22 protein-coding genes are annotated in these 24439 nt (G+C 71.1%); 12 read left to right on the forward strand and 10 right to left on the reverse strand.

What is annotated here, in order from left to right:
* The 4 genes from OHL10_RS04035 to OHL10_RS04050 all read right to left on the reverse strand — a co-directional run bounded on the left by OHL10_RS04035 (nucleotide 1) and on the right by OHL10_RS04050 (nucleotide 4313).
* Nucleotides 1–828, reverse strand: coding sequence for an ABC transporter ATP-binding protein (locus OHL10_RS04035; protein ID WP_265520856.1), 828 nt, complete (start codon nucleotides 826–828; stop codon nucleotides 1–3).
* On the reverse strand, nucleotides 828–1907 hold the full coding sequence (locus OHL10_RS04040; RefSeq protein ID WP_265520857.1) for an ABC transporter substrate-binding protein: 1080 nt from the start codon (nucleotides 1905–1907) through the stop codon (nucleotides 828–830). Before OHL10_RS04040 ends, OHL10_RS04035 begins: the two co-directional genes overlap by 1 nt.
* A 240-nt stretch (nucleotides 1908–2147) precedes the next feature.
* Entirely contained in the window at nucleotides 2148–3593 is a 1446-nt protein-coding gene (locus tag OHL10_RS04045) for a class II fumarate hydratase (protein ID WP_265520858.1), read from the reverse strand.
* A 45-nt stretch (nucleotides 3594–3638) separates the two neighbouring features.
* Complete coding sequence (locus tag OHL10_RS04050) at nucleotides 3639–4313, reverse strand: carbonic anhydrase (protein ID WP_265520859.1); 675 nt, start codon at nucleotides 4311–4313, stop codon at nucleotides 3639–3641.
* A gap of 142 nt (nucleotides 4314–4455) precedes the next feature.
* On the opposite strand from OHL10_RS04050, the gene OHL10_RS04055 reads away from it, so the two are divergent.
* The 4 genes from OHL10_RS04055 to OHL10_RS04070 are packed head-to-tail and all read left to right on the forward strand — an operon-like array spanning nucleotide 4456 to nucleotide 8864.
* The gene (locus tag OHL10_RS04055; RefSeq protein WP_265520860.1) at nucleotides 4456–5748 is read left to right on the forward strand and encodes a sugar ABC transporter substrate-binding protein; all 1293 of its coding nucleotides are present in this window, start codon (nucleotides 4456–4458) and stop codon (nucleotides 5746–5748) included.
* Nucleotides 5745–6713: a carbohydrate ABC transporter permease gene (locus OHL10_RS04060; protein WP_425498936.1), complete on the forward strand. Its 969-nt coding sequence runs from the start codon at nucleotides 5745–5747 to the stop codon at nucleotides 6711–6713. The genes OHL10_RS04055 and OHL10_RS04060 overlap by 4 nt, the downstream gene beginning before the upstream one ends.
* Nucleotides 6713–7564 carry a carbohydrate ABC transporter permease gene (locus OHL10_RS04065; protein ID WP_265520861.1) on the forward strand — a complete coding sequence of 284 codons (852 nt, stop codon included), beginning with the start codon at nucleotides 6713–6715 and terminating at the stop codon, nucleotides 7562–7564. The genes OHL10_RS04060 and OHL10_RS04065 overlap by 1 nt, the downstream gene beginning before the upstream one ends.
* Before the next feature lie 46 nt (nucleotides 7565–7610).
* Nucleotides 7611–8864 carry an ABC transporter ATP-binding protein gene (locus tag OHL10_RS04070; protein WP_265520862.1) on the forward strand — a complete coding sequence of 418 codons (1254 nt, stop codon included), beginning with the start codon at nucleotides 7611–7613 and terminating at the stop codon, nucleotides 8862–8864.
* Between the two features lie 36 nt (nucleotides 8865–8900).
* Here the strand turns inward: OHL10_RS04070 and OHL10_RS04075 are convergent, their stop codons facing one another.
* From OHL10_RS04075 to xseA, 3 genes are read right to left on the reverse strand one after another with little or no spacing between them, the layout of a single operon-like run.
* On the reverse strand, nucleotides 8901–9836 hold the full coding sequence (locus OHL10_RS04075) for a carbohydrate kinase family protein (RefSeq protein ID WP_265520863.1): 936 nt from the start codon (nucleotides 9834–9836) through the stop codon (nucleotides 8901–8903).
* Nucleotides 9833–10117: an exodeoxyribonuclease VII small subunit gene (locus tag OHL10_RS04080; RefSeq protein ID WP_265520864.1), complete on the reverse strand. Its 285-nt coding sequence runs from the start codon at nucleotides 10115–10117 to the stop codon at nucleotides 9833–9835. The genes OHL10_RS04075 and OHL10_RS04080 overlap by 4 nt, the downstream gene beginning before the upstream one ends.
* Before the next feature lie 49 nt (nucleotides 10118–10166).
* The gene (gene xseA, locus OHL10_RS04085) at nucleotides 10167–11477 is read right to left on the reverse strand and encodes an exodeoxyribonuclease VII large subunit (protein ID WP_425498937.1); all 1311 of its coding nucleotides are present in this window, start codon (nucleotides 11475–11477) and stop codon (nucleotides 10167–10169) included.
* A 73-nt stretch (nucleotides 11478–11550) separates the two neighbouring features.
* On the opposite strand from xseA, the gene OHL10_RS04090 reads away from it, so the two are divergent.
* Nucleotides 11551–12612 carry a 4-hydroxy-3-methylbut-2-enyl diphosphate reductase gene (locus OHL10_RS04090; RefSeq protein WP_265520865.1) on the forward strand — a complete coding sequence of 354 codons (1062 nt, stop codon included), beginning with the start codon at nucleotides 11551–11553 and terminating at the stop codon, nucleotides 12610–12612.
* 25 nt (nucleotides 12613–12637) lie between these two features.
* On the opposite strand, the gene OHL10_RS04095 is transcribed toward OHL10_RS04090, so the two are convergent.
* Nucleotides 12638–14137, reverse strand: coding sequence for a DNA recombination protein RmuC (locus OHL10_RS04095; protein WP_265520866.1), 1500 nt, complete (start codon nucleotides 14135–14137; stop codon nucleotides 12638–12640).
* Between the two features lie 136 nt (nucleotides 14138–14273).
* Between OHL10_RS04095 and OHL10_RS04100 the strand changes: the two genes are divergently transcribed.
* Genes OHL10_RS04100 through ychF form a run of 3 tightly spaced genes read left to right on the forward strand, consistent with a single transcriptional unit; the run spans nucleotide 14274 to nucleotide 17890 of the window.
* Nucleotides 14274–15164, forward strand: a complete 891-nt coding sequence (locus OHL10_RS04100; RefSeq protein ID WP_265520867.1) for an ABC transporter ATP-binding protein — start codon at nucleotides 14274–14276, stop codon at nucleotides 15162–15164.
* On the forward strand, nucleotides 15146–16744 hold the full coding sequence (locus tag OHL10_RS04105; protein WP_265520868.1) for a hypothetical protein: 1599 nt from the start codon (nucleotides 15146–15148) through the stop codon (nucleotides 16742–16744). Before OHL10_RS04100 ends, OHL10_RS04105 begins: the two co-directional genes overlap by 19 nt.
* 60 nt (nucleotides 16745–16804) lie before the next feature.
* Nucleotides 16805–17890 (forward strand): redox-regulated ATPase YchF, encoded by a 1086-nt coding sequence (ychF, locus tag OHL10_RS04110; protein ID WP_265520869.1) that lies wholly within the window; start codon nucleotides 16805–16807, stop codon nucleotides 17888–17890.
* A gap of 55 nt (nucleotides 17891–17945) precedes the next feature.
* Here the strand turns inward: ychF and OHL10_RS04115 are convergent, their stop codons facing one another.
* A complete protein-coding gene (locus OHL10_RS04115) occupies nucleotides 17946–18107 on the reverse strand; it encodes a hypothetical protein (protein ID WP_265520870.1) in 162 nt (53 codons plus the stop codon).
* Between the two features lie 11 nt (nucleotides 18108–18118).
* Between OHL10_RS04115 and OHL10_RS04120 the strand changes: the two genes are divergently transcribed.
* Together OHL10_RS04120 and OHL10_RS04125 are read left to right on the forward strand one after the other, a co-directional pair.
* Entirely contained in the window at nucleotides 18119–18358 is a 240-nt protein-coding gene (locus OHL10_RS04120; protein ID WP_265520871.1) for a hypothetical protein, read from the forward strand.
* Nucleotides 18355–19332, forward strand: coding sequence for a hypothetical protein (locus OHL10_RS04125; protein WP_265520872.1), 978 nt, complete (start codon nucleotides 18355–18357; stop codon nucleotides 19330–19332). Before OHL10_RS04120 ends, OHL10_RS04125 begins: the two co-directional genes overlap by 4 nt.
* Nucleotides 19333–19593: 261 nt before the next feature.
* On the opposite strand, the gene OHL10_RS04130 is transcribed toward OHL10_RS04125, so the two are convergent.
* Nucleotides 19594–20469, reverse strand: coding sequence for a GNAT family N-acetyltransferase (locus OHL10_RS04130; RefSeq protein ID WP_265520873.1), 876 nt, complete (start codon nucleotides 20467–20469; stop codon nucleotides 19594–19596).
* A gap of 418 nt (nucleotides 20470–20887) precedes the next feature.
* Between OHL10_RS04130 and OHL10_RS04135 the strand changes: the two genes are divergently transcribed.
* Nucleotides 20888–22693 (forward strand): ABC transporter substrate-binding protein, encoded by a 1806-nt coding sequence (locus OHL10_RS04135; protein ID WP_265520874.1) that lies wholly within the window; start codon nucleotides 20888–20890, stop codon nucleotides 22691–22693.
* Nucleotides 22694–22893: 200 nt separating this feature from the next.
* A complete protein-coding gene (locus OHL10_RS04140) occupies nucleotides 22894–24411 on the forward strand; it encodes an ABC transporter permease (protein WP_265520875.1) in 1518 nt (505 codons plus the stop codon).
* The last annotated feature ends 28 nt before the right edge of the window (nucleotides 24412–24439 follow it).

Consider the following 24439-nt stretch of genomic DNA (forward strand, 5'->3'; position numbering starts at 1 on the left):
TCACTCCCCGTGGCCGAAGAGCAGCTCGGACGCGCGGTCCACGTACGCGTGGAACTCGGGCGTGCGCTGCATCTCGGGGGCGCGGGGGCGGGGCAGGTCGATCTCGAGGACCTCGCGCACACGCCCGGGGCGGGCGCTCATCACGGCGACCTGGTCGGACAGGAAGATCGCCTCGGAGATGCCGTGGGTCACCAGGAGCGTGGTCGCGGGCTTCTCCGTCCAGATCCGCAGGAGCTCGAGGTTGAGCCGCTGGCGGGTCATGTCGTCGAGGGCGCCGAACGGTTCGTCGAGGAGCAGCACGGACGGCCGCAGGATGAGCGAGCGCGCGATGGAGACGCGCTGGCGCATGCCGCCGGAGAGCTGCGCGGGCTTCGCCTTCTCGAACCCCTCCAGGCCGACGAGCGCGATCATCTCCTGCACCGCGGCGTCGTCCACCCGCAGCCCGGCGACCTCGAACGGCAGCCGGACGTTCGCGACCACGCTGCGCCACGGGAGCAGCGCGGAGTCCTGGAACGCGATGCCGAGCGCGTGCTCCGTGCGCAGCCGGGTCGGTGACTGCCCGTCGACGCTCACCGTGCCCGTGGTGGCGTCCTCGAGACCCGCGAGGATCCGCAGGATGGTGGACTTGCCGCAGCCCGAGGGGCCGAGGAGGGACAGGAAGCTGCCGCGCTCGGTGTGCAGGTCGGTGTCCTGCAGGGCCGTGACGCTGCGCCGGCCCATCCGGAAGACCTTGCTGAGCCCGGAGATCTGCACGCCGGTGCCGGAGGATCGCTCCCCGGCACCGGCGGTGGGGGTGTCGACCTCGGGGTCGACGGTCGGCCGGGACATCAGCCCTCGTAGTCCAGCAGCTCGGGGTTCTCCTCGTAGACCTCGGCGAGCAACGACATGTCGAACAGGTCGGCCGCCTCGAGCTCGAGGCCTGCGCCCGCGAGGCTCTCGAGGGTCTGTGCCTGCAGCTCCTCGGAGATCGTGAACAGGCCGTTGGCCGCGGTCTCCTCGGAGACGACGAGCAGGGTGTTCTGCGCCTCGGCCGACGCGATCTCGGTCGCCTCGTCGAGGCCCAGGTCCGCGCCGTAGTTCTCGAGCGAGAGCTGCACGGCCCCGGCGGGGTCGGCGAGCGCGTCGGTCCACCCACGGATCTCGGCGACCAGGAAGTCCTTGAGCTTGTCCCGGTCCTCGGCGATGGACTCGTCGGTCACGGTGAAGGTCTCGGCGACGAACGGCAGCCCGTTGTCCGCGAAGGGCAGGTTCGTCACCGCGAAGCCCTCGGCCTCGACGATGATCGACTCGTTCGTCAGGTAGGCGACGTAGCCGTCGACCTCGCCGTTCGTCAGGACGGAGGCGTCGTACTGCACCGGCACGACCGTCACGTCGTCCGGGCTGATGCCGTTCGCGGACAGCAGCGCGCTGAACAGCGCGGTGTTCGAGTCCTGCACGCCGATGCGCTTGCCCACGAGGTCGTCGGCGGTCGCGATGTCACCGCCGTCGGTGAGCGACAGGATGGTGAACGGGTTCTTCTGGAACGTGGTGCCGATGATCTTGACGGGCGCGTCCTCGTTCGCGATCGCGGTGCCCGCGGACACGGCGTCGCTGAGGGCGACGAAGGCCTGCCCGGAGACGAGCTCCGCGATGCCGGTGCTCGGTCCGGCGACGAGGTTGACGCTCGAGAAGCCCGCCTCCTCGAAGTAGCCCCGGTCGTCGGCGTAGTACTCGCCGATGAACTCCGCGTTCTTGATCCAGGAGAGCTGGACGGAGATCTCGCCGTGGTCCGCGTCGTCGCCCTCGCCGCCGCCCGTCCCGTCCGACCCGCTCGAGCAGGCGGCCAGCGTGAGCGCGACCCCCGCGGCGAGGGTGGCGCGCACCGCTGTGCGCAGCCGACGACGGCGTGGGGAGGGGGGAATGGTCATGGAGGCGCTCCGCTCGTGACGACGAGGACCCGGTGGTCCGCGACCCGGCACGTGCCGGGAACTCGGAGCCTAGGGACACGACGTTTCGGCCAGGGGAGCGGTGTCGTTTCGCGGCCGTTACCGGTGGTGGGAGGCGGTTTCCGGGCGGTGTCGCACCGGTCACGATCGGGCACGCGGGGGGGCGGGACCCGGACGGGTCCCGCCCCTCGCCGACGTCCGCCTGTCGTCAGGCTGCCGGTGTCAGGCCTGCGGCGGGCGCGTCATCGACAGCACGTCGAGGGCGTCGTCGAGCTGGGCCTCCGTGACCTCGCCGCGCTCGACGTAGCCGAGGTCGACCACGGCCTCGCGCACCGTGACGCCCTGCGCGACGGAGTGCTTGGCCACCTTGGCGGCCGCCTCGTAGCCGATGACCCGGTTGAGCGGGGTGACGATCGACGGGGAGGACTCCGCGAGCGCACGCGCACGCTCGACGTTCGCCGTGATGCCCGCGACCGTCTTGTCGGCGAGCACGACCGAGGCGTTGGACAGCAGGCGCACGGACTCGAGCACACCGAGCGCGATGACGGGGATCTGGACGTTGAGCTCGAACGAGCCGCTCGCCCCGGCCCAGGCGACGGTGGCGTCGTTGCCGATCACCCGGGCAGCGACCATGAGCACGGCCTCGGGGATGACGGGGTTGACCTTGCCCGGCATGATCGAGGAGCCGGGCTGCAGGTCGGGGATGAAGATCTCGCCGAGCCCCGTGTTGGGGCCCGACCCCATCCAGCGCAGGTCGTTGCAGATCTTCGTGATCGACACCGCGACGGTCCGCAGCGCGCCGGACAGCTCGACGAGCCCGTCGCGCGAGCTCTGCGCCTCGAAGTGGTCGCGGGCCTCGGTGAGCGGCAGGCCCGTGTCCTCGACGAGCAGCGCGATGACCCGCTGGGGGAAGCCGGCGGGCGTGTTGATCCCGGTGCCGACGGCCGTGCCGCCGAGGGGCACCTCGGCGGCACGCGGCAGCGCCGTGGTCAGCCGCTCGATCCCGTAGCGGATCGCGGCGGCGTAGCCGCCGAACTCCTGGCCCAGCGTCACGGGGGTCGCGTCCATGAGGTGCGTGCGGCCGGACTTCACGACCGTCGCGAACTCGGCGGCCTTGGCCTCCAGCGCCTCGGCGAGGTGCGTGAGCGCCGGCACGAGGTCGTGCACGACACCGGCCGTCGCGGCCAGGTGCACCGACGTCGGGAACACGTCGTTCGACGACTGCGAGGCGTTGACGTGGTCGTTGGGGTGCACGTCGCGGCCGAGGGAGCGCGTGGCGAGCGTCGCGAGCACCTCGTTGGTGTTCATGTTCGACGACGTCCCGGACCCCGTCTGGAAGATATCGACCGGGAAGTGCTCGTCGTGGGCGCCCGCGGCGACCTCGTCCGCGGCGGCGACGATCGCGGCGGCGACGTCCTCGTCGAGGACACCGAGCTCGGCGTTGGCGCGGGCGGCGGCCTTCTTCACCCGGGCGAGCGCCTCGATGTGCCCGCGCTCGAGCGTGGTGCCCGAGATGGGGAAGTTCTCCACCGCGCGCTGCGTCTGCGCGCGGTAGAGGGCGGCCGCGGGGACGCGGACCTCACCCATGGTGTCGTGCTCGATGCGGTACTCGGGGCTCGCCGCGGCGTCGGTGCCGGCAGGGACGTCAGGGGTAGCAGCAGAAGTCATGGCCCTATGGTGCCGCACCCGGCGGGCCGACCTCGACCCCGGATCTCACCCGGCCGCGACGGCCGGCGCGTGCTCCGGGAGGTCGCCGACGTCGCCGACGACGTCCACCAGCCGGGCCTGCCCGTCCGCGAGCGCGTACTCGACGCCGACGATCGCGCAGCGCCCCTCGGCGACCGCCTCGGCGACGCCGGCGGAGTACGAGTGCAGCATGTCGACCGTGTGCCGTACGTGCTCGCGCCGCAGCACGTCCGGGTCGAGCGACGTCAGGCCGCCCCCGTTGGCGCTCGTGATGTTGACGATCGAGGGGATGACGCGGTCCACGACGGCCCGGACGAACCCGGCCGCCTGCTCGCCGGTGGTGAGGGTGTGGACCGCCGCCCCGACGGCGCCGCAGCTGTCGTGACCCAGCACGACGACGAGCGGTGCGCCCAGGACCTGCACGCCGTACTCGATGGAGCCGATGACGGTCGTGTCCAGCACGTGCCCGGCGGTGCGCACCACGAACACGTCGCCGAGGCCCTGGTCGAAGATGATCTCGGCGGCGACGCGGGAGTCCGAGCAGCCGAAGACGACGGTGTGCGGGTGCTGCGCGACGCTGAGCTCGCGCCGGTGGTCGGCTCCCTGGGACGGGTGCTCCGGCGCGCCGGAGACGAAGCGGGTGTTGCCGTCGCGCAGGGCCGCCCAGGCCTCGGCGGGCGTCGAAGGTCGTGTCGGTGCCATGACCACATCTTCGCGCACCTCGGCGGGTGTCGTGCACCCCGTTCACCTGGCGGGCGGGCCGTGCCGGGTGTAGCCATGGAGATGGCACGAGGTCGTCCGGACGAGCACCGGGCGGCGCCTGGACCTCGACGAAGGAGCCCGAGTGCGCAGACGCACCAGACCCCTCGCGGTCCTGCTCGCGATCGGGGTCGCCGCACCGCTGGCGGCGTGCGCGACCGGCGAGTCAGGTCCGCCCGTCCTCACGTGGTACATCAACCCGGACAACGGCGGTCAGGCCGAGATCGCGGCGTCGTGCACCGAGGAGGCGGACGGCGAGTACCGCATCGAGACGTCGCTGCTGCCCCGTGACGCCGCCGCCCAGCGCGAGCAGCTCGTGCGCCGGCTCGCGGCCAACGACGGGTCGATCGACCTCATGAGCCTCGACCCGCCGTTCATCCCGGAGTTCTCCGGAGCCGGCTTCCTCGCCGACGTCCCGGACGACGTCGCCGACGAGACGACGCAGGACGTCGTCCAGGGCGCGATCGACGCGTCGACCTGGAAGGACGAGCTCGTCGCGATCCCGTTCTGGGCCAACACGCAGGTGCTCTGGTACCGGGAGTCGGTCGCGGAGGCCGCCGGGCTGGACATGAGCGAACCGGTGACGTGGGACGAGATCATCGAGGCGTCGGACGACCAGGACACCGTGCTCGCCGTGCAGGGTGCGCGCGCCGAGTCGCTGACGGTGTGGATCAACGCGCTCGTCGCGTCCGCGGGCGGCGAGATCATCACGGACCCGGAGGCACCGGCGGACGAGCTCGAGCTGGGCCTCGCGACCGACGCCGGCCGGGAGGCCGCGCGGATCGTCGGGGAGATCGGTGGTTCCGGGGTCGGTGGGCCGGGGCTGCCGAACGCCGACGAGTCCGCGTCCCTGACGGTGTTCCAGGGGGACAGGGGGGGCTTTATGGTCAACTGGCCGTTCGTGTGGTCCTCGACCGTCGGCGCCGTGGACGCCGGGTCGTTGGACGAGGAGCTGCTGGACGACATCGGCTGGGCCCCCTACCCGCAGGTCGTCGAGGGCGAGGACGCCCGGCCGCCGTACGGCGGGATCAGCATCGGGGTGGGGGCGTTCAGCGCGCACACCGACCTCGCGTACGAGGCCGTCCGGTGCATCGTGAGCCCGGAGAACCAGGCCGAGTACTTCGTCACCAACGGCAACCCCGCGGCGAGCACCGAGGCGTACGAGGACCCGGACGTCCAGGAGGCGTACCCCATGTACGAGCTCATCCGGGACTCGCTCGAGCAGGCGGCCCCGCGCCCCCAGACCCTGTACTACAACGAGGTCTCGACGGGGCTGCAGCAGACCTGGCACCCGCCGGCACAGGTCGACCCCGACAGCACGCCGGAGACCTCTACCGACTTCATCGTCGCCGTCCTGCGAGGGGAGCGACTGCTGTGAGCACCACGATCCCCGGCGCCGCGCGCGACGCCGAGACCGGCGACGAGCCGACCGCGCGCGCCGCACGGTCGGACCGGACCCGCTCCGAGGCGCGCCTCGGCTGGTACCTCGCCGGTCCCGCTTTCGTCGTCATGCTGGCCGTCACGCTGTACCCGATCCTGCAGGCCTTCTACGACTCGTTGTTCAACTACAAGCTCACGGCGCCCGACGACCGGGCGTTCGTCGGGCTCGGGAACTACGCCGTCATCCTCACCGACCCCGTCTGGTGGCGGGACTTCGGCGTGACGTTCTTCATCATGGTCGTCTCGGTGCTCGTCGAGCTCGTCCTGGGCTTCGCGCTCGCGCTCGTCATGCACCGCGCGATCAAGCGTCTGCGGGGGCTGCTGCGCACCGCGATCCTCGTGCCGTACGGCATCATCACGGTGGTCTCGGCGTTCGCGTGGTTCTACGCGTTCGACATCACCTCCGGGTTCGTCAACCACTGGTTCGACTGGGTCCCCGGGATCAGCCCGGACCTCAACTGGTTCGCCAGCCAGGGCACGAGCCTGTTCGTCATCATCGCCTCCGAGGTGTGGAAGACGACGCCGTTCATCTCGCTCCTCCTGCTCGCCGGCCTCGCGCAGGTGCCCGGGGAGCTCGAGGAGGCCGCGAAGGTCGACGGGGCCACCGCCTGGCAGCGCTTCACGCGGGTGATCGTGCCGAACATGAAGGCCGCCATCATGGTCGCCGTGCTGTTCCGGGCGCTCGACGCCTTCCGGATCTTCGACAACGTCTTCATCATGACCAACGGCGCGAACAACACCGAGGTGCTCTCGCTCCTGGCCTACCGCACCTCCATCGGACAGCTGCAGATCGGGATGGGGTCGGCCATCTCCGTCCTGCTCTTCCTGTGCGTGATCGCCCTCTGCTTCGTCGCGATCAAGCTCTTCAAGGTCGATCTCGCCGGCGCGAGAGGGGAGAAGTGATGGGGAGCGTGCTCACGACCCGAGCCCGCGTCGTGTGGGGCGTCATCACGGTCGTCGTGCTCGTGGGGGCGCTGTTCCCCGTGGCGTCGATCTTCATGACGAGCTTCAAGGCGTCCGCCGACATCAACTCGGGCACCTTCCTGCCGCCGCGATGGAGCACGGAGAACTACGAGCAGATCCTCGCGCCGAGCGGCTCGGCGCAGGACCTCTTCCTCTCCGCGCTGCGCAACTCCGTCGGGATCTCGCTCATCGCGACCGGGATCGCGGTCGTCCTCGCGACGCTGTGCGCATACGCCATCGCCCGCCTCGACTTCCCCGGCAAACGCCTCATCCTCACCACGGCGCTGGGCGTCTCGATCTTCCCGGTCGTCTCGATCGTCACGCCGCTGTTCAACCTGTGGCGCAGCATCGGCCTGTACGACACCTGGCCGGGGCTGATCATCCCGTACCTGTCGCTCACGCTCCCGATCTCCATCTGGACGCTCGCCGCGTTCTTCCGGCAGATCCCCTGGGAGCTCGAGCAGGCGGCGCAGGTGGACGGCGCCACACCGTGGCAGGCGTTCCGCAAGGCGATCGTCCCGCTGGCCGCGCCCGGTGTCTTCACGACGGCGCTCATCGCGTTCTTCATCGCGTGGAACGACTTCGTGTACGGCATCTCCCTGACCTCGACGAGCGCGGCCCGCCCGGTCCCCGCGGCGCTCGCGTTCTTCACCGGCGAGTCGTTCTTCGAGGAGCCGACGGGCGCGATCTCCGCCGCGGCGATCGTCGTCACCATCCCCGTGGTCGTGCTCGTGGTGCTCTTCCAGCGCCAGATCGTTGCCGGCCTGACCCAGGGCGCGGTGAAGGGATGAGCGCGGCACCTGCACCCACCGATCCAGTCGTTCGAGGAGAGAGCTGATGGCGTCGATCACCCTCAAGGACATCGTCAAGAAGTACGGGGACGGCTTCCCCGCCGTCAACGGCGTCAGCATCGACATCGGGGACGGCGAGTTCGTCATCCTCGTCGGACCGTCCGGCTGCGGAAAGTCGACCCTGCTGCGGATGATCGTCGGGCTCGAGGACATCACCTCGGGCGAGCTCGAGATCGACGGTGCCCGGGTCAACGAGAAGGCGCCGAGGGACCGTGACCTCGCGATGGTGTTTCAGAACTACGCCCTGTACCCGCACCTGACGGTGGGGGAGAACATCGCCTTCCCGCTGCGGTTGACGAAGGGCAAGTTCACCGAGGAGGAGATCCGCGAGAAGATCGAGCACGCGGCGGACCTGCTCGAGCTGCGCGAGCATCTCGACCGCAAGCCGGCGAACCTCTCGGGCGGGCAGCGCCAGCGGGTCGCGATGGGCCGCGCGATCGTCCGGGACGCCAAGGCCTTCCTCTTCGACGAACCGTTGTCGAACCTCGACGCGAAGCTGCGCGGGCAGATGCGCACCGAGATCGCACGGCTCCAGCGGCGGCTCGCGACGACGACGGTCTATGTCACGCACGACCAGACCGAAGCGATGACCCTCGGTGACCGTGTCGCGGTGCTGCGCAAGGGCGAGCTGCAGCAGATCGCGAGCCCGCGGGCGCTCTACGAGCAGCCGGTGAACCTCTTCGTCGCGGGGTTCATCGGGTCTCCGCCGATGAACTTCCTGCCCGGGCAGGTTGCCGACGGGGCGATCACGCTGCCCTTCGGCACGTTCGAGCTGACGGACCGACTCCGCGACGCGATCGGCGACCGCGAGCTCGTCATCGCCGGGCTGCGACCCGAGCACTTCGAGGACGCCCGGCTCGTCGACCCGACCAAGAAGGACCGCGGTCAGACCTTCGAGGCGTCGATCGACGTCACGGAGTGGCTCGGGGCCGAGCTCTACGCCTACGTTCCGTTCGAGACCCACGACTCGGTGGCGAGCAAGCTCGAGGAGCTCGACCGCGAGCTCGACGGCGAGGGGATGCGGACGCAGTTCGTCGTCGCGCTCGACGCCGCCTCGCGGGTGCGGGACGGCGACGAGACGACGCTGTGGTTCGACCCGGACGCGATGATGGTCTTCGACCCCGAGTCGAGCGAGAACCTCACGCGCGACGACGAGACGGCCGAGCGTCTCGACCGCGAGAACGAGGAGGACCGTCGGGCATCGCTCGAACGGGCGTCGGCGCGCGCCGCGAAGGCCTGAGGGGACGCGCGCCGCGCACCGGGGGGAGCCGTGGGCTCAGCCGGCGGTGAGCTCGGCGCGGGTCGGGGGGTTGGCGCCGGCGCGCGAGACCGTCACCGCGGCGACCGCCACGCACTGCTCGAGGACGGTGCGCAGGGTGGGCTCGTCGATCGAGCCCAGCTCCTCGCGACGCTCCGCCCCGAGGAGCCCGGCGGTCCACAGCCCGTCGAGCAGCGCCCCCATGAAGGAGTCGCCGGCACCGACGGTGTCGACCACGTCGATGCGCGGTGCGGCGACCCGGGTCTCGCCCGCAGCCGTGACGGCGACCGCGCCCTCACCGCCGAACGTCACGACCACGACGGCCGGGCCGAGCGCGAGCCACTGCCGGGCCACGTCGACCGGGTCGTGGCCCGGGACCAGCCACTCGACGTCCTCGTCGGAGACCTTCACGACGTCCGACGCCGCGACGAAGTCCTCGATGCGGGCGCGGACCTGCGCGGGGTCGCCCATGATCTGCGGACGGGCGTTCGGGTCGTAGGTCACGGTCGCGTGTTCCCGGGCCGCCCGGACGAGCTCGAGGACCCCGGTGCCGCCGGGCTCGAGGACCGCGGCGATCGACCCCGTGTGCACGGCGAGAGCGCCCTGCTCGGCGCGGGCCCCGGCCGGGACCTGCCACGTGAGGTCGAACGTGTAGGTGGCGGCACCGCTCGCGTCGAGGTGGGCGGTGGCGAGCGACGTGGCCGGGGCGTCCTCGCTGCCGGCGACGAGGCGGACCCCGGAAGACCGGAGCCAGCGCCCGACGAGCTCGCCGTGCGCGTCGGCCCCGACCCAGGTCAGGACGCGTGCGTCGCGGCCGAGGCGGCCGAGCGTGAGCGCGACGTTCGCGGGGCTGCCGCCGGGGTGCTCGTCGACGCTGCCGTCGGCGCGGTGGACGACGTCGATGAGGGCCTCGCCGACGACGAGGACGTGCTCGGGCAGGGTGGGGGCGGTCATCGCGCGTCCTCCTCGGTGGTGGGGTCCGCGCCGTCCGGCCCGGTCCCGGTGGTGCGTGCGGCGTCGAGCCGCCGCCGGGCGCCGTCGAGCCACTCCTGGCAGCGCGCGGCGAGCGCCTCGCCGCGCTCCCAGAGCGCCAGCGAGTCCTCGAGCGGCTCGCCGCCGGCCTCGAGCCGGGACACGACCTGGACGAGCTCGTCCCGGGCCTGCTCGTAGGTCAGGCCCGAGACCTCGGGCATGACAGCGTTGTCTTCGGTGGTCACGGGAGTAGTCAACCTCATCTGGTCGCAGGGACGGAAACGTGGGTCACCGTGTGGAGCACCGTGTGGGTCATCGTGCCTGCGCCTCGACGGTGCCCTCGGCGACGCGGATGTGCAGGTCGTCGCCGGTGCGGACCTCGGTGCTGGAGCGCACGACGGCGCCACCGGGGAGCTGCACGACGGCGTAGCCCCGCTCGAGCGTGGAGGCCGGGGACAGCGTGCGCACCTGGGCGGAGAGCCGCCCGACGTCACCTCCCGCCCGCAGCAGGAGCGTGTCGAGGGCGCGCCGGGCCCGGTCGCGCGCCGCGAGCACGTCCCGTTCCCGCGCGTCGACCATGGTGCGGGGCGCGGCGAGCACCGGGCGGGAACGCAGGGCGTCGAGACCGGCCTGCTCGCGGGCGAGCCGACCCGTGATCGCCTGGCGCATCCGGGAGCGTGCCTGCGCCAGGCGGGCGCGCTCCTCGCCGACGTCGGGGACGATGCGCTTGGCCGCAGCCGTCGGGGTCGACGCGCGGTAGTCCGCGACGAGGTCGAGCAGCGGTGCGTCCGTCTCGTGGCCGATAGCGCTCACGAGCGGCGTGCGGCAGGCCGCGGCGGCGCGCACCAGCGCCTCGTTGCTGAACGGCAGGAGGTCCTCGACGGCGCCCCCGCCGCGCGCGACGACGATCACGTCCACGTCGGTGCGCGCGTCCAGCTCGGCGATCGCCGCGCTCACCTGGGCGACGGCGCCCGATCCCTGGACGGCGACCTCACGGATCTCGAAGCGCACCTGGGGCCAGCGCGCGCGGGCGTTGACCACGACGTCGTGCTCCGCCTTCGACTCGCGCCCGCACACGAGCCCCACCACGGCGGGCAGGAACGGCAGCGGCACCTTGCGGTCCGGGTCGAACAGGCCCTCGGCCGCGAGGATGCGTCGGAGGTGGTCGATCCGCGCGAGCAGCTCGCCGACCCCCACCGCGCGGATCTCCTGCGCCTGCAGCTGGAACGAGCCGCGCCGGGCCCAGAAGACCGGCTTGGCGTGCACGACGACGTGCGCTCCCTCCGCGAGCGGCGTCGCCACGGCGTCGACGACCTGGGCGAACGCCGCGACGGGCAGCGACATGTCCTGGTCGGTGTCCCGCAGCGTGAGGAAGGCCATCGACGTGCCGGGGCGACGGTTGAGCTGGACGACCTGCCCCTCGACCCACACGGGGGCCATCCGGTCGACGTACTCGGCGATCTTGCTCGACAGCAGGCGCACCGGCCAGGGGTTCTCGGCCGTGGTGTCCAGTGCGCGCGCAGGCGCCCGCGGCCGCGCGGCCGCTCTCGACGCTGAGTCCGCGCCGGGGGTCGCGAGGGAGCCGTCCTGGTCGCGGGTGCCGGAGGTCGCGTCGGGTGTCACCCTCCACAGCCTGCCGTACGCGACCCACACCCGGAACACGGCGAGCGCGCGCGGGTCACCTAGACTGGTCGGCGTGAGCTCCACCGGCAGTCCGACATCCAGCACGTCCGTCACGCCCCGGCCCGACGCGCGCAAGCGCGTCCTGCTGGCTGCCCCGCGCGGTTACTGCGCAGGCGTCGACCGCGCCGTGATCGCGGTCGAGAAGGCGCTCGACCACTACGGCGCCCCGGTCTACGTGCGCAAGGAGATCGTGCACAACAAGTACGTCGTGGAGACCCTCACCGAGCGCGGTGCGGTCTTCGTCGACGAGACCGACGAGGTCCCCGAGGGCGCTCGGGTCGTGTTCTCGGCGCACGGCGTCTCGCCGGCGGTCCACGCGGCCGCGGCCGCCCGCAACCTCGACACGATCGACGCCACGTGTCCCCTGGTGACCAAGGTGCACAAGGAGGCCGTGCGCTTCGCCAAGGACGACTACGACATCCTCCTCATCGGGCACGACGGCCACGAGGAGGTCGAGGGCACCGCCGGCGAGGCGCCCGACCACGTGCAGGTCGTCAACTCCCCGGACGACGTCGTCAACGTCACGGTCCGCGACCCCGAGAAGGTCGTGTGGATCTCCCAGACGACGCTCTCGGTGGACGAGACGATGGAGACGGTCGACCGGCTGCGCGAGCGGTTCCCGACCCTGCAGAACCCGCCGAGCGACGACATCTGCTACGCGACCCAGAACCGCCAGGTCGCCGTGAAGAAGCTCGCGCCGGACTGCGACCTGGTCATCGTCGTGGGCTCCGCGAACTCGTCGAACTCGGTGCGCCTCGTCGAGGTCGCCCTCGGTGCGGGGGCGGGGTCCTCGTACCGTGTCGACCGCGCGCAGGAGATCGACCCCGCGTGGTTCGAGGGCGTGACCACGGTCGGGCTCACGTCCGGTGCGTCGGTCCCCGAGATCCTCGTCGACGACGTCCTGCGCTACCTCGCCGACCGCGGGTACGGCGAGGTCGAGGAGGTGCGCACGGCGACCGAGGACCTCATGTTCTCGCTGCCGCGCGAGCTGCGCGCCGACCTCAAGGCCGCCGGGAACGCCCCGGCCCGCCCGCGCCGCGAGAACCGCACCGCGCTGTCGGTCGAGCCGGTCTGACCGTCAGGCCGGTGCGGCCCGACGGTCAGGAGGCCTCGGCCTCCTCGTCGATCGCGACGACGCTCTCGTTGACCGAGGCGAGCAGCTCGGGTGCGCTGATCGCGCTGAGCTGCGGGTTGGCGGCCGGGGGAGTGGGCAGGTCGCCGTCGACGACCTCGAGGTCGGCGAACCGTCGTGCGCTGACGAGGACGCGCGTCTCGAGCGACCCCACCGTGCGGTTGTAGGAGTCGGCGGCCCCCTGGAGCTGGCGGCCGAGCTTCGCGAGGTGGTTGCCCATCACCGCGAGGCGGCCGTGCAGCTCCTTGCCGAGGACGAGCACCTGCTGCGCGTTCTCCGCGAGCGCATCCTGCCGCCAGGCGTACGCGACGGTGCGCAGCAGCGCGATCATCGTCATGGGCGTGGCGACGATGACGTTGCGCGACACGGCGTACTCGAGGATCGAAGGGTCCTGCTCGAGCGCCGCGGACAGGAACGACTCCGCCGGCACGAACATCACGACGAACTCGGGCGCCGGGCTGAACTGGTCCCAGTAGCGCTTGTCGCCGAGGTCGTCGACGTGCTTGCGCAGGTGGCGCGCGTGCGCCGAGAGCCGGTCCGCGCGGACCGCCGGGTCCGTGGCCTGCTGGGCGTCGAGGTAGCCGAGGAACGCCACCTTCGCGTCCACGACGACGTTCTTGCCCCCGGCGAGCCGGACGACCATGTCGGGCCGCAGCGCGCCGTCGTCCGTCGTGACCTGGTCCTGCTCGACGAAGTCCACGTGCGCGACCATCCCGGCAGCCTCCACGACCCGCCGCAGCTGGAGCTCGCCCCACGCGCCCCGCACCTGCGAGGAACGCAGCGCGGTGACGAGCTGGCCGGTCTCGCCGCGCAGGAGGTCGGACGCCTCGCGCACGCCGCGGACGTGCTCGGTGAGCGTGCTGTGCGCCTCGATGCGCGCCCGCTCGGCCGCGGAGACCTCGGCCTTCACCTGGTCGAGGGCCCTGCTGAGGGGCTCGACGAGCTGGCGCACGGCCGTCTCGCGCTTCGCCAGCTCGGCGTCACCGGCCTGCTGGCTGCGCTTGAAGCGCTCGTCGGCCTGGGCGAGGAGCTGCTCGGTGCTCTGGGCGAGGATCTTGCGCGACAGCGTCTCGAACTGGGCCTCGAGCCGCTGGTGGTCACCCTGGATCTCGGCCAGGCGCCGCTGCGACGCCGCCTGCAGGTCGGCGAGCTGGCGCTCGTGGCTCGCGCGGGCGAGGTCGAGGCGCTCGTCCGCCGCGCGCTCGGCCGCACCGAGCTGCCGGGCGAACGCGTCGCGCTCGGAGGCGATCTGCCGCTCGAAGCCCTCACGCTCGGCCGCCACGCGCTCCGCGAGTCCCGCACCCCGGGCGGCCTCCTGCTGGGCCTGGGCGAGCAGACCGGTCAGCCGGGTGATCTCCGCACGGCCGCCGTCGGGGCTGGACCTGCGCGCGAGCCAGCCTGCCCCCGCCCCGAGCACGAGGCCCAGGACGAGTCCGACGAGCAGCATCAACCATGACGAGGTGTCCATACCCGGCACCCTCCCACCTCCCACCCACACACCTGTCCCCCCGTCCATCCGTGCGCCCGCCCCACGGCCCGGCTCGTGCCCCTGTCGCGAGCGTGCGGCGGAGATGTCCGGTTCGGTTGATTGTTAGGTTGGTGCCATGGTCGACGCTCCCGAACCTCCTGTCCCCGTGCCGGCTCCCGCCGGCACCGCCGGTACCAGTCCCGTCACCCCCGTCGCACCGGGGCCGGTCGACCCGGATCCCGCGGCCGCCGCCGCACCGGGCGCCGGGCAGACGCCGTCGGCGATCTCCGTGCGCGGCCTCTGGAAGCGCTTCGGCGAGAAGATCGCGGTCGCGGGCATCGACCTGGACGTCCCCGCCGGCTCGTTCTACGGCATGGTGGGCCCCAACGGCGCGGGCAAGACGACGTCGCTGTCGATGGCGACGGGAATGCTGCGCCCCGACTACGGCTCGGTGCACGTGCACGGGGTCGACATCTGGGCGAACCCCGTCGAGGGCAAGCGGCTCCTCGGCGTGCTGCCCGACGGCGTGCGGCTCTTCGACCGCCTCACGGGCGCCCAGCTCGTCACCTATGCGGGCCTGCTGCGCGGGATGGACCGGGACACGGTCGCCGAGCGCACGCACGACCTCCTGGAGGCCCTCGACCTGGCGGCCGACGCCAACACCTTCGTCGTGGACTACTCCGCGGGCATGACCAAGAAGATCGCCCTGGCGAGCGCGATCATCCATGCGCCGCGCGTCCTGGTGCTCGACGAGCCCTTCGAGGCGGTCGACCCGATCTCCGCCGCGAACATCCGCGACATCCTCTCCGGGTACGTCGCGTCCGGCGGCACGGTCGTGGTCTCGTCGCACGTCATGGACCTGGTCCAGCGCATGTGCGACCACGTCGCGGTCGTCGCGGCCGGGCACGTCCTGGCGGCCGGCACGGTCGACGAGGTGCGCGCGGGCCAGAGCCTCGAGGACCGGTTCGTCGAGCTCGTCGGCGGCCGTCAGAGCACGGAGGGCCTCGCGTGGTTGCGCAGTTCGTAAGGCTCAAGCTGACGCTCATGGCGAACTCGTTCCGCCGGAGCACGTGGCAGACCATCGGGTTCGTCGCCGGCGCCCTCTACGGACTGTTCGTCGTGGGCATGGTCGTCATCGGCCTGACCGTGCTCGGGTCGCAGGACCCGGTCCTGGCGGGCGGGATCATCACCCTCGGCGGTGCGCTGGTGGTGCTCGGCTGGTGGATCGTCCCGCTCTTCGCCTTCGGCGTCGACGCGACCCTCGACCCGCAGCGGTTCGTCACCTACGCGATGCCCCGCCGGACGCTCCTCGCGGGCCTCGCCACGGCGGGAGTCGTGAGCATCCCCGGCATCGTCACGCTGCTGGTGGCGCTCGGCACCTCGCTGGCGTGGTGGCGCTCGCCCCTCGCCCTGGTCGCCGCCGTGGTGGGCGGGCTCCTGGCGCTGGCGACGTGCGTCGTCGGGTCCCGCGCGACGACGACGGCGCTCGCCCCGCTGCTCGAGTCCCGGCGCTACCGCGAGGTCGTGACCATCGCGGCGTTCGTCCCGATCATGCTCATCGGCCCGGCCTTCGCCTGGGTGGGGGCCCGGCTGGGCTCGGACGACGGCGTCACGGTAGGCCCAGGGGGCGGCGTCGGCAGCCTGGTCGCCGACCTCGCCGGCGTCGTCGCGTGGACGCCGTTCGGTGCGCCGTGGGCGTTGGCCGCCGGTGTGCACGACGGCGCGTGGGGCCTCGTCCTCGCCCGTCTCGTCGTGGCGCTCGTCACGCTGGGCGTCGTCTGGGTGGTCTGGGACCGGGCGCTCGGTCGAGCGCTGGTGAGCCCGCCGACGTCGGGCGCGGCCGCCCAGGCCAAGGGGCTCGGCTGGTTCGCGCGGTTCCCTGCCACGCCCACGGGCGCGGTGGCGGCGCGCTGCATGACGTACTGGCTGCGCGACCCGCGCTACTCCGGGTCCATCGCGGTCGTGCCGCTCATCCCGGTGGTGCTGCTCGTCCTCGGCGGCGGGGCCAGCTCGGTGGTCTTCCTCGCGCTCGCGCCCCTGACCGCGTGGATCCTCGGGTTCGCGCTGTCGGCCGACGTCGCGTACGACCACACGGCGTTCGCGCTCCACGTGTCGACCGGGGTGGACGGACGCGCGGACCGCTGGGGCCGCGTGCTGCCCGTGCTCGCGTTCGGCATCCCCGTCGTGCTGCTGTTCGCGGTGGTCTCGGTCGCGGTCGCCGACCGCTGGGACACCCTGCCCGCCGTCCTCGGGGTGTCGCTCGGGACGATCACGACCTCGCTCGCGGTGTCCTGCGTGTCGTCCGCGCGGCTGCTCTACCCGGTCCCCAAGCCCGGCGACAGCCCGTTCAAGCAGCCGCAGGGTGCCGCGATGGCGACCCTGGTCGCCCAGATGCTCGCGATGCTCATGATGTTCGTCCTCACCCTGCCGGTGCTCGTCCTCGGCGCGCTCGCGATCTTCTGGCCGCAGCCCGCGCTCGGGTGGGTCGCGCTGGTGGTGGGTATCGGCCTCGGCTCGGCGCTGCTCGTCGCGGGCGCCCGCTGGGGTGCACGCATCTACGACCGGCGCTCTCCCGAGCTGCTGCAGCAGGTCCTCACGTACGCGTGAGCAGGCCCGCCGGCCCCGATCCTGCGGGGCCGGCGCGGCGAGCACGTAGACTCGCTCGACGTGGCACTCACTATCGGCATCGTCGGCCTGCCCAACGTCGGCAAGTCCACCCTCTTCAACGCCCTCACGCGCAACCAGGTCCTCGCCGCGAACTACCCGTTCGCGACGATCGACCCGAACGTCGGGGTGGTCTCCCTCCCTGACGAACGGCTGACGAAGCTCGCGGAGATCTTCTCCAGCCAGCGGATCCTGCCCGCGACCGTGTCCTTCGTGGACATCGCAGGCATCGTCAAGGGCGCGAGCGAGGGGGAGGGGCTCGGCAACAAGTTCCTCGCCAACATCCGCGAGGCGGACGCGATCTGCCAGGTGACCCGCGCCTTCGAGGACGGGGACGTCGTGCGCGTCGAGGGCTCGGTCGACTCCGCGGGCGACATCGAGACGATCAGCACCGAGCTCATCCTCGCCGACCTCCAGACGCTCGAGAAGACGCTGCCGCGCCTCGAGAAGGAGGTGCGCATCAAGAAGGGCGACGCCGCCCTCCTCGAGGCCGCGACGACGGCGCAGAAGGTGCTCGAGTCGGGCGCGACCCTGTTCCAGGGTGCCGCGGCGGCCGGTCTGGACCTCGCCGACGTCGCGAGCCTGCAGCTCCTGACGGCCAAGCCGTTCATCTACGTCTTCAACACCGACGACGCGGGCCTCGCCGACGACGCCATGCAGGCACGGCTGCGCGAGCTCGTCGCGCCGGCCCACGCGATCTTCCTCGACGCGAAGTTCGAGTCCGAGCTCGTCGAGCTCGAGCCGGACGAGGCCAAGGAGATGCTCTCCGAGTCCGGGCAGGACGAGGCCGGCCTCGACCAGCTCGCACGCGTCGGGTTCGAGACGCTCGGTCTCCAGACCTACCTGACCGCCGGGCCCAAGGAGGCGCGTGCCTGGACCATCCGCAAGGGATGGACGGCGCCCCAGGCGGCCGGTGTGATCCACACGGACTTCGAGCGTGGCTTCATCAAGGCCGAGGTCGTCTCGTTCGACGACCTCGTCGCCGCCGGTTCCGTCGCCGCCGCGCGCGCCGCCGGCAAGGCGCGCATCGAGGGCAAGGACTACGTCATGGTCGACGGCGACGTCGTGGAGTTCCGGTTCAACGTGTAGTCGCGCACGGGAACCGCTGTCGTTCCTGGACCCTCGTGTGCCATGTCCTGGCACGTCAGAGCAGTGCGCGTCCGAGCGCCGTCGCGCTCGCGCGGCCTTCTGCGAGCAGTTCGGTGAGGCCCTCGACCGTCAGCGCACGATGCTGCTGAGCCGAGGGCCCGCCGAGACGCTCTGAAGAACGAGCTTCCACGAGCGCCATCAGCGAGGCGAGGAGCATGAAGGAGGGGAGTGACCGTGAAGCCTGCGCTGCGCGTGCTCGTCGGGTCGTTCGGCCTCTGCTGCCTGCTGGTCGTCTTCGTCCTGCCCGACGTGGGGAGCCGGCTCGACCGCTCCGTCGGGGCACAAGTGCTGACCGCGGTCTTCGGCATCCTCATGATCGGAGCGAGTCTTCTGGGGGTCGCGCCCAAGGATCCAGGTGTTGCGGCGAAGCGCGACAGCACGAGGCGACACCGTGGGAGGCGTCCGTGATCGGCACCAGTGCTGCGACCCTCATCGCCGGTCTCGCGATCGCCGCTGCCGGCTGGCTCTTCTACCGCGGTACGTGGCGTAGCTACACTCCCCAGCGCCCCTACATACCCCTGGCGCTACTCCCGATCGGACTGGGAGTCGCCGTGCTCAGCGGGTCCGGGCTGGTCACCGGGGTCGTCACCCGGGCAGCCGGGAGCGAGCCCGATGGGTCCGTGGCCCGAGCGGCAGCGATCGCCGTGGTGACGGTCGTCTGCGTGCTGCTGGCGGCAGCCTTCGTGGTCATCATGCCGGGGCTTCTGCCCGAGTGGTTCCGTCCGCGGTGGGAGACCGATGCCCAGGGCGGTACGACCCCGCTCACCGCGGATGGTTCCTCTGCGGTTCTGCCTCCTTGGTCCTCGGCGCAGGCGCGCACCTCCCTAGCGACCAGCCGTGGCCCTGTGCTCTTGCCGTCCGCTGTCAGGTGGCTCGAGAGGAGCTGGTACGGGCACGGTTGGCGCAGGTTCTCCGCCTCGGTGGAGGCGCAGCCCTTGCACGAGCTGGGGATGGTCGACGGTGCTGGCCGGGCGGTGCCCGAGGTGCGTCTCGGTGCGCAGCCGCTGTGGCGGCGAGACGGCCGGATCAGCGTAGGGGGGCACGGCGAGAGTTCGGAGCTCCCCGAGCTGACGGCGAACATCGGCCGGCAGCACGCCGTCGTGCTGTGGACGGATGGAGGAGCAGAGCGAGGGAAGCGGCTGGACTTCGTGGAACCCGCCGACGTCGGGAAGTGGATCCTCGACTTCCTCGAGCGCGCTCAGCGGCCCGGACGCTCTTGGTCAGTGAGGACGAGCCACTGGAGCTTGGAGCTCCAGGGCACGTGCGAACGTGGAGCGTACTGGTGCGTCGGGGGGACGTACCCGGGCAGCGGCGAGCTGGTCGCCGCCGGTGAGCTCAGGCTCCAGATCGAGAGGGAAGCCGCCCGGTTGAGGAGTTCCTGACCGTCGTGGGTCAGGGGGTTCGCTGCGCGCGTGTCGACGCACGCTGGCGCCTGAGCTGCCAGGTGGCGGTGCGGGCTGAACGCTTGCGAGCTCCTCGTTCGCTCGGTTCCGGCGCGCGTTTACCCAGGAGTGCGAGAGGACCAGTGTGCTTCGGGGCGCTCTCGGCGGGCGCGGACACGGACCGATCGGTCATCTGACGGAAGGCAACAACGACGTGCACGATCAGCAAGCAGTCGTGGATCTCCGCTCGGCTTGCGCTCGTCAGGTGATCCGGCGCAGGTCGGCCACCGGTTCGTGCGCGGTGAACCCGGCCGCGACGTAGGTGGCGACGGCGCCCGCGTTGGAGCTCTCGGCGCACACGATCGCGCTGGACGCCCCCATGTCGCGCAGGGTCGCGGTCGCGGCCCGGGTGATCGCGGTACCGTGGCCGTGCCCCCGATGGTCCCGGTGCACCCCCATGGGCTCCACGAGTCCGGGTCGGCCTGGCCCGGCCGACCACACCGTGGCCACGGCCACCGCGTTGTCGTCCGCGTCGAAGCCGGCCACGCTGCGGCCCAGCGCGGAGAACGGGCCGCTCGCCATGGTGCGCCAGCGGCCCACGAAACGGTGGCGGTCCTCCTCGGTGAACGGAGTGCCGCGGAACGCTGACCAGTGGACGGCCACCCAGACCTCGGCCCGGTCCGGGTCGATCGGCTCGACGCGGAGTCCGACGTCGCCGACAGGGGCGGCAAGGTTCTTGTGGAGCGGGGTCCACGGCTCGTCCGGCTGCCATCCGTGCTGGGCGAGCACCTGCGCGACGCGCCGAGCGCCACGTGCCTCGACAGCTGCGCTCCCCGCATCCAGCACCCCGCGCTCCGGGGTTCTGACGTCGGCGACGACCTGCTGGGCGAGCTCGTCGTCGTCGCGCAGGTCCGGATCGACAGCCATGCGCAGCAGCCCGGGTCCGTCCAGGAGCCCGAGCGCGCAGAGCTTGCCATCGCGCGACCACGTGCGGAGGGCCGCGGCTGTCGCCGCCGCACCCCTCATCGAGTACCAGCCCAGGTCACCAGGGTGCAGGTGGAGCGCGCCGTCGTCGACCTGCCACCCGCCGAGCGTGTCGGCCACGTGGCGCAGGTCCTCCACGCCGGGGATCTTCATCGCCACCCTCATGGAGCGATCCCACCCGACTCCGACCGTCCGCGCAACGACATTCTGGGGGAGGGTTCGGGTTGACGGCGGTAGCGGGTGCCGGTCGGGTGCACGTCAGGAAGGTCCAGCCCGTCAGCATTCGCCTGGCGAGATGGACGTGCCGCATGGTGAGATCGCGCGGGGTCGCCGTCGTGTTGAAGGTCGGACGTAACGGGCACGTTTCCGCGGGATATCGGGCGTGGGGCGCTCGTGTACCGACCAGTATCAACTCGGTAACGATCAGCCTCTCGAACGGGGCAAGTGGAAGAACCCGCCCATCTGGGTAGGTACGGTGGCACCAAACCATGGTGGGTCCCCCCACGAACGGGTTGAGGCGCTCATGCGCCGGAGTGCCCGAGGGGGATCGCCATCCTTTTGAGGAGGAACATTGAAGATCAGGCGCACGAGCGCTGCCATCGCGGTGGCCGCCACGGGTGCACTGCTGTTCACGGCGTGCACCAGCCCTGCTGGAACCGATGACCCGGAGCCGGGTGAGACCACCACGGCCGAGGGCGAGGACGAGATCACCGACCCGTGCAAGGTCGATTCCGGCATCACGGAGACCGCGGAGGGGAACATCTCCTACTCCGTCGGTGAGGACGAGTGGCTGGGGATCAACGGCGACACCCCGGAGACCTACTCGGTCTACAACAGCGTGGTCAACGGCCGCGTCGAGAGCGCGTTCGTCTACTTCGGCGTCGACGGCACCGTCTGCGAGAACACCGAGTTCGGCACGCTCGAGGTCCTGTCCGAGGACCCGCTGCAGGTCGAGTACACGGTCAACGACGACGCGGTGTGGTCTGACGGCGAGCCGGTCCAGTACGCGGACTACCTGCTGGCCTGGGCCACGCAGAAGTACACGGTCGACGGCGGCGAGGACGCGCTGTTCAACTACGTCGGCGGCCTCGAGCTGAGCGAGTTCGTGCCGGAGCCCCCCACGGGCGCCAACGGCGACAAGTCCTTCGTCTACGACTACGAGACGGTCAACGCGGACTGGAAGATCCAGGTCACCACCGCCAAGCCCGCGCACGTCGTCGCCGAGCAGATCGGCGTCACGCTCGACGAGCTCGTCGTCGCGCTGCAGGAGGGCGACTACGAGATCCTCGAGCCGGCCGCGGAGTTCTGGAACGAGGGCTGGCTCTCGCCCGTCCCCGGCGAGCTCCCCGACCCGTCGATCGCGGTCGTCAACGGCCCGTACACGTTCAAGGAGAACGGCTGGACGGCCGGTCAGTCCCTGACGCTCGAGGCCAACGAGGCCTACTGGGGCACGCCCCCCGGGACCGACGAGCTGACGTTCCGCTTCTCGGCTGCCGACACGCACGTCCAGGCCCTGCAGAACGGTGACCTCGACGTCATCGAGCCGCAGGCCACGGTCGACACCCTCGGCCAGCTCGACGCCATCGGTGACACGGTGTCCGTCGCACTGGGCGACACGCTCACGTGGGAGCACCTCGACTTCAACTTCGCCGAGGGCAACGTCTTCGCCGACAACCTCGCGCTGCGCGAGGCCTTCGCCCTGTGCGTCCCGCGTCAGCAGATCGTCGACAACCTCATCGTCCCGGTCAACCCCGAGGCCGTGGTCATGAACGCCCGCGAGGTGTTCCCGTTCCAGGACACCTATGACGAGGTCGTCGAGGCGTCGTACGACGGCCGCTACGACCAGGTCGACCTCGACGCCGCGATCGCGAAGTTCGAGGAGTCCGGCGCCGAGGAGGGCACGCAGGTCCGCATCGGCTACAGCGCCCCGAACCCGCGCCGTACCAACGAGGTCGAGTTCATCAAGTCCAGCTGCGACCAGGTCGGCTTCGAGATCGTCGACGTCGGTGACCCCGACTTCTTCAGCGTGACGCTGCCTGCCGGTGACTACGAGGTCGCGCTGTTCGCCTGGGCCGGCTCCGGCCAGATCGCCTCGGGCCGCAACATCTACTCGACGACCGGTGGCCAGAACTACGGCCAGTTCTCGAGCGACGCGGTCGACGAGGCATGGCAGGTTCTCGCCTCGACGGTGGACCCCAACATCCACCTCGAGCAGGTCAAGGTCATCGAGAAGCTGCTCTGGGACGAGCTGTTCGGCATCCCGGTCTTCGCGCACCCCGGTGTCGCGGCGTACAGCTCCTCGCTGGAGGGCCTGCGCAAGACCGCTACCCAGGACCAGATCGTCTGGAACGCGGAGCAGTGGGTCCGCGCTAGCTGAGCACTGTGAGCCCCCGGTCGCGTCCGCGACCGGGGGCTCACCCTGCCGAGACGACCCTGTGGGGCAGGAGGCCCGGGCCTCCTGCCCCACAGCGGCGCTCGGCAGGGTTCCGATAGTGGAGACAGGGCTCCGGTGCCATACAGTGACATGCTGTCCACCGGAGCAGACGCCCACCGGCGTCCGCCTTGAAGGGTAGAAACGTGCTCAGATTCATCCTGCGGCGCATCGGGATCTCGTTCCTGGTGCTCCTCGGCGCGTCATTCCTCATGTACATCCTCACGATCAACTCGGGTGACCCCCTGGAGGATCTGCGGGAGTCCAATGCGGAGAACCGCGAACAGCTCATGGAACGCCGTGAGGACTTCATGGGTCTCAACGACCCGTGGTACCTGCGCTACTGGAACTGGCTCACCGGCGTCAGCAAGTGCGTCGTCCTCCAGTGCGACCTCGGCGTGACCCGCAACGGGGTCGACGTCGGCAGCCTCCTCGGCCAGGCCGCAGGCTCGACGTTGCGCCTCGTGACCATCGCCACCCTCGCCGCCATCGTCATCGGTATCGCCTTCGGCATGCTCACGGCGATCCGGCAGTACTCCGGCTTCGACTACACCGTGACGTTCGGTGCCTTCCTCTTCTACTCCCTGCCGGTCTTCTGGGCCGCCGTGCTGCTCAAGGAGTTCGGCGCGATCCGCTTCAACGACTGGATCGCGGTCGGCACGATCAGTCCGGTCGTCGTGGTACTCGTGGCCGCGTTGCTCGGGTTCGTCGCACAGGCGATCCTCGGTGGAGATTCCCGGCGTCGGCTGATCACGGCCGGCGGGACCTTCGCCTTCGTCGCCGCCGCGCTCTTCTACTTCAACGCCGTCGACTTCTACCGCAACCCGGCGATGGGGCCGGCGCTCGTCGCGGTCGTCGGTGTCGGTGCCGCGGTGCTCGTCGTCTCGCTCGTCACCGGACTGGCCAACCGGCGGGTGCTCTACGCCGCCCTGACCACGGTTGCGGTCGGCGTGATCTCCTACTTCGCGCTCGGATCCGTCCTCGCCGAGCCCACGTGGCCGATCCTCATCGGGCTCTTCGTCCTGGCGATCATCCTCGCGAGCGTCATCGGTGCCCTGTGGGGCGGCTACTCGCGGCGGCAGGCGATCTTCGCCTCGAACGTCACGGCCGTCCTCATGAGCGGGATCATCGTCGCGGACATCGCGCTCGCGCACTGGGCGAGCTTCCTCGGCCTCAAGTCCCGCCCGATCTCGACGATCGGCTCCGAGACGCCGAACTTCACGGGCGGGTTCTGGGAGAGCTTCCTCGACAAGGGCGCCCAGCTCCTCCTGCCGACAATCATCCTCACCCTCATCTCGGTCGCGTCGTACAGCCGCTACACCCGCTCGTCGATGCTCGAGGTGATGAACCAGGACTACGTCCGTACGGCGCGCTCCAAGGGCCTCTCGGAGCGTGCGGTCATCACCAAGCACGCGTTCCGCAACGCCCTGATCCCCATCACGACGATCGTCGCCTTCGACTTCGCCGGCCTCATCGGCGGCGCGGTCATCACCGAGACGGTCTTCGGCTGGAAGGGCATGGGTGAACTCTTCCGCAGCGGGTTGCTGCACGTCGACCCCAACCCCGTGATGGCGTTCTTCCTCGTGACGGGCATCGCGGCAGTGCTCATGAACATGCTCGCGGACATCGCGTACGCCTACCTCGACCCCCGGATTCGGCGGTGAACGGGATGACGCAGCCCACGCACACCTC

It is taken from the genome of Oerskovia flava, from assembly GCF_026163685.1.
Lineage (GTDB): Bacteria > Actinomycetota > Actinomycetes > Actinomycetales > Cellulomonadaceae > Oerskovia_A > Oerskovia_A flava.

What these genes read in the sequence shown, in the direction of transcription:
- OHL10_RS04035 (WP_265520856.1), bottom strand. Translation starts at nt 828, where the DNA reads ATGTCCCGGCCGACCGTCGACCCCGAGGTCGACACCCCCACCGCCGGT.
- OHL10_RS04080 (WP_265520864.1), bottom strand. Translation starts at nt 10,117, where the DNA reads ATGAGGTTGACTACTCCCGTGACCACCGAAGACAACGCTGTCATGCCC.
- OHL10_RS04075 (WP_265520863.1), bottom strand. Translation starts at nt 9,836, where the DNA reads ATGACCGCCCCCACCCTGCCCGAGCACGTCCTCGTCGTCGGCGAGGCC.
- OHL10_RS04065 (WP_265520861.1), top strand. Translation starts at nt 6,713, where the DNA reads ATGGGGAGCGTGCTCACGACCCGAGCCCGCGTCGTGTGGGGCGTCATC.
- OHL10_RS04040 (WP_265520857.1), bottom strand. Translation starts at nt 1,907, where the DNA reads ATGACCATTCCCCCCTCCCCACGCCGTCGTCGGCTGCGCACAGCGGTG.
- OHL10_RS04100 (WP_265520867.1), top strand. Translation starts at nt 14,274, where the DNA reads ATGGTCGACGCTCCCGAACCTCCTGTCCCCGTGCCGGCTCCCGCCGGC.
- OHL10_RS04050 (WP_265520859.1), bottom strand. Translation starts at nt 4,313, where the DNA reads ATGGCACCGACACGACCTTCGACGCCCGCCGAGGCCTGGGCGGCCCTG.
- OHL10_RS04070 (WP_265520862.1), top strand. Translation starts at nt 7,611, where the DNA reads ATGGCGTCGATCACCCTCAAGGACATCGTCAAGAAGTACGGGGACGGC.
- OHL10_RS04045 (WP_265520858.1), bottom strand. Translation starts at nt 3,593, where the DNA reads ATGACTTCTGCTGCTACCCCTGACGTCCCTGCCGGCACCGACGCCGCG.
- OHL10_RS04130 (WP_265520873.1), bottom strand. Translation starts at nt 20,469, where the DNA reads ATGAAGATCCCCGGCGTGGAGGACCTGCGCCACGTGGCCGACACGCTC.
- OHL10_RS04115 (WP_265520870.1), bottom strand. Translation starts at nt 18,107, where the DNA reads ATGCTCCTCGCCTCGCTGATGGCGCTCGTGGAAGCTCGTTCTTCAGAG.
- OHL10_RS04095 (WP_265520866.1), bottom strand. Translation starts at nt 14,137, where the DNA reads ATGGACACCTCGTCATGGTTGATGCTGCTCGTCGGACTCGTCCTGGGC.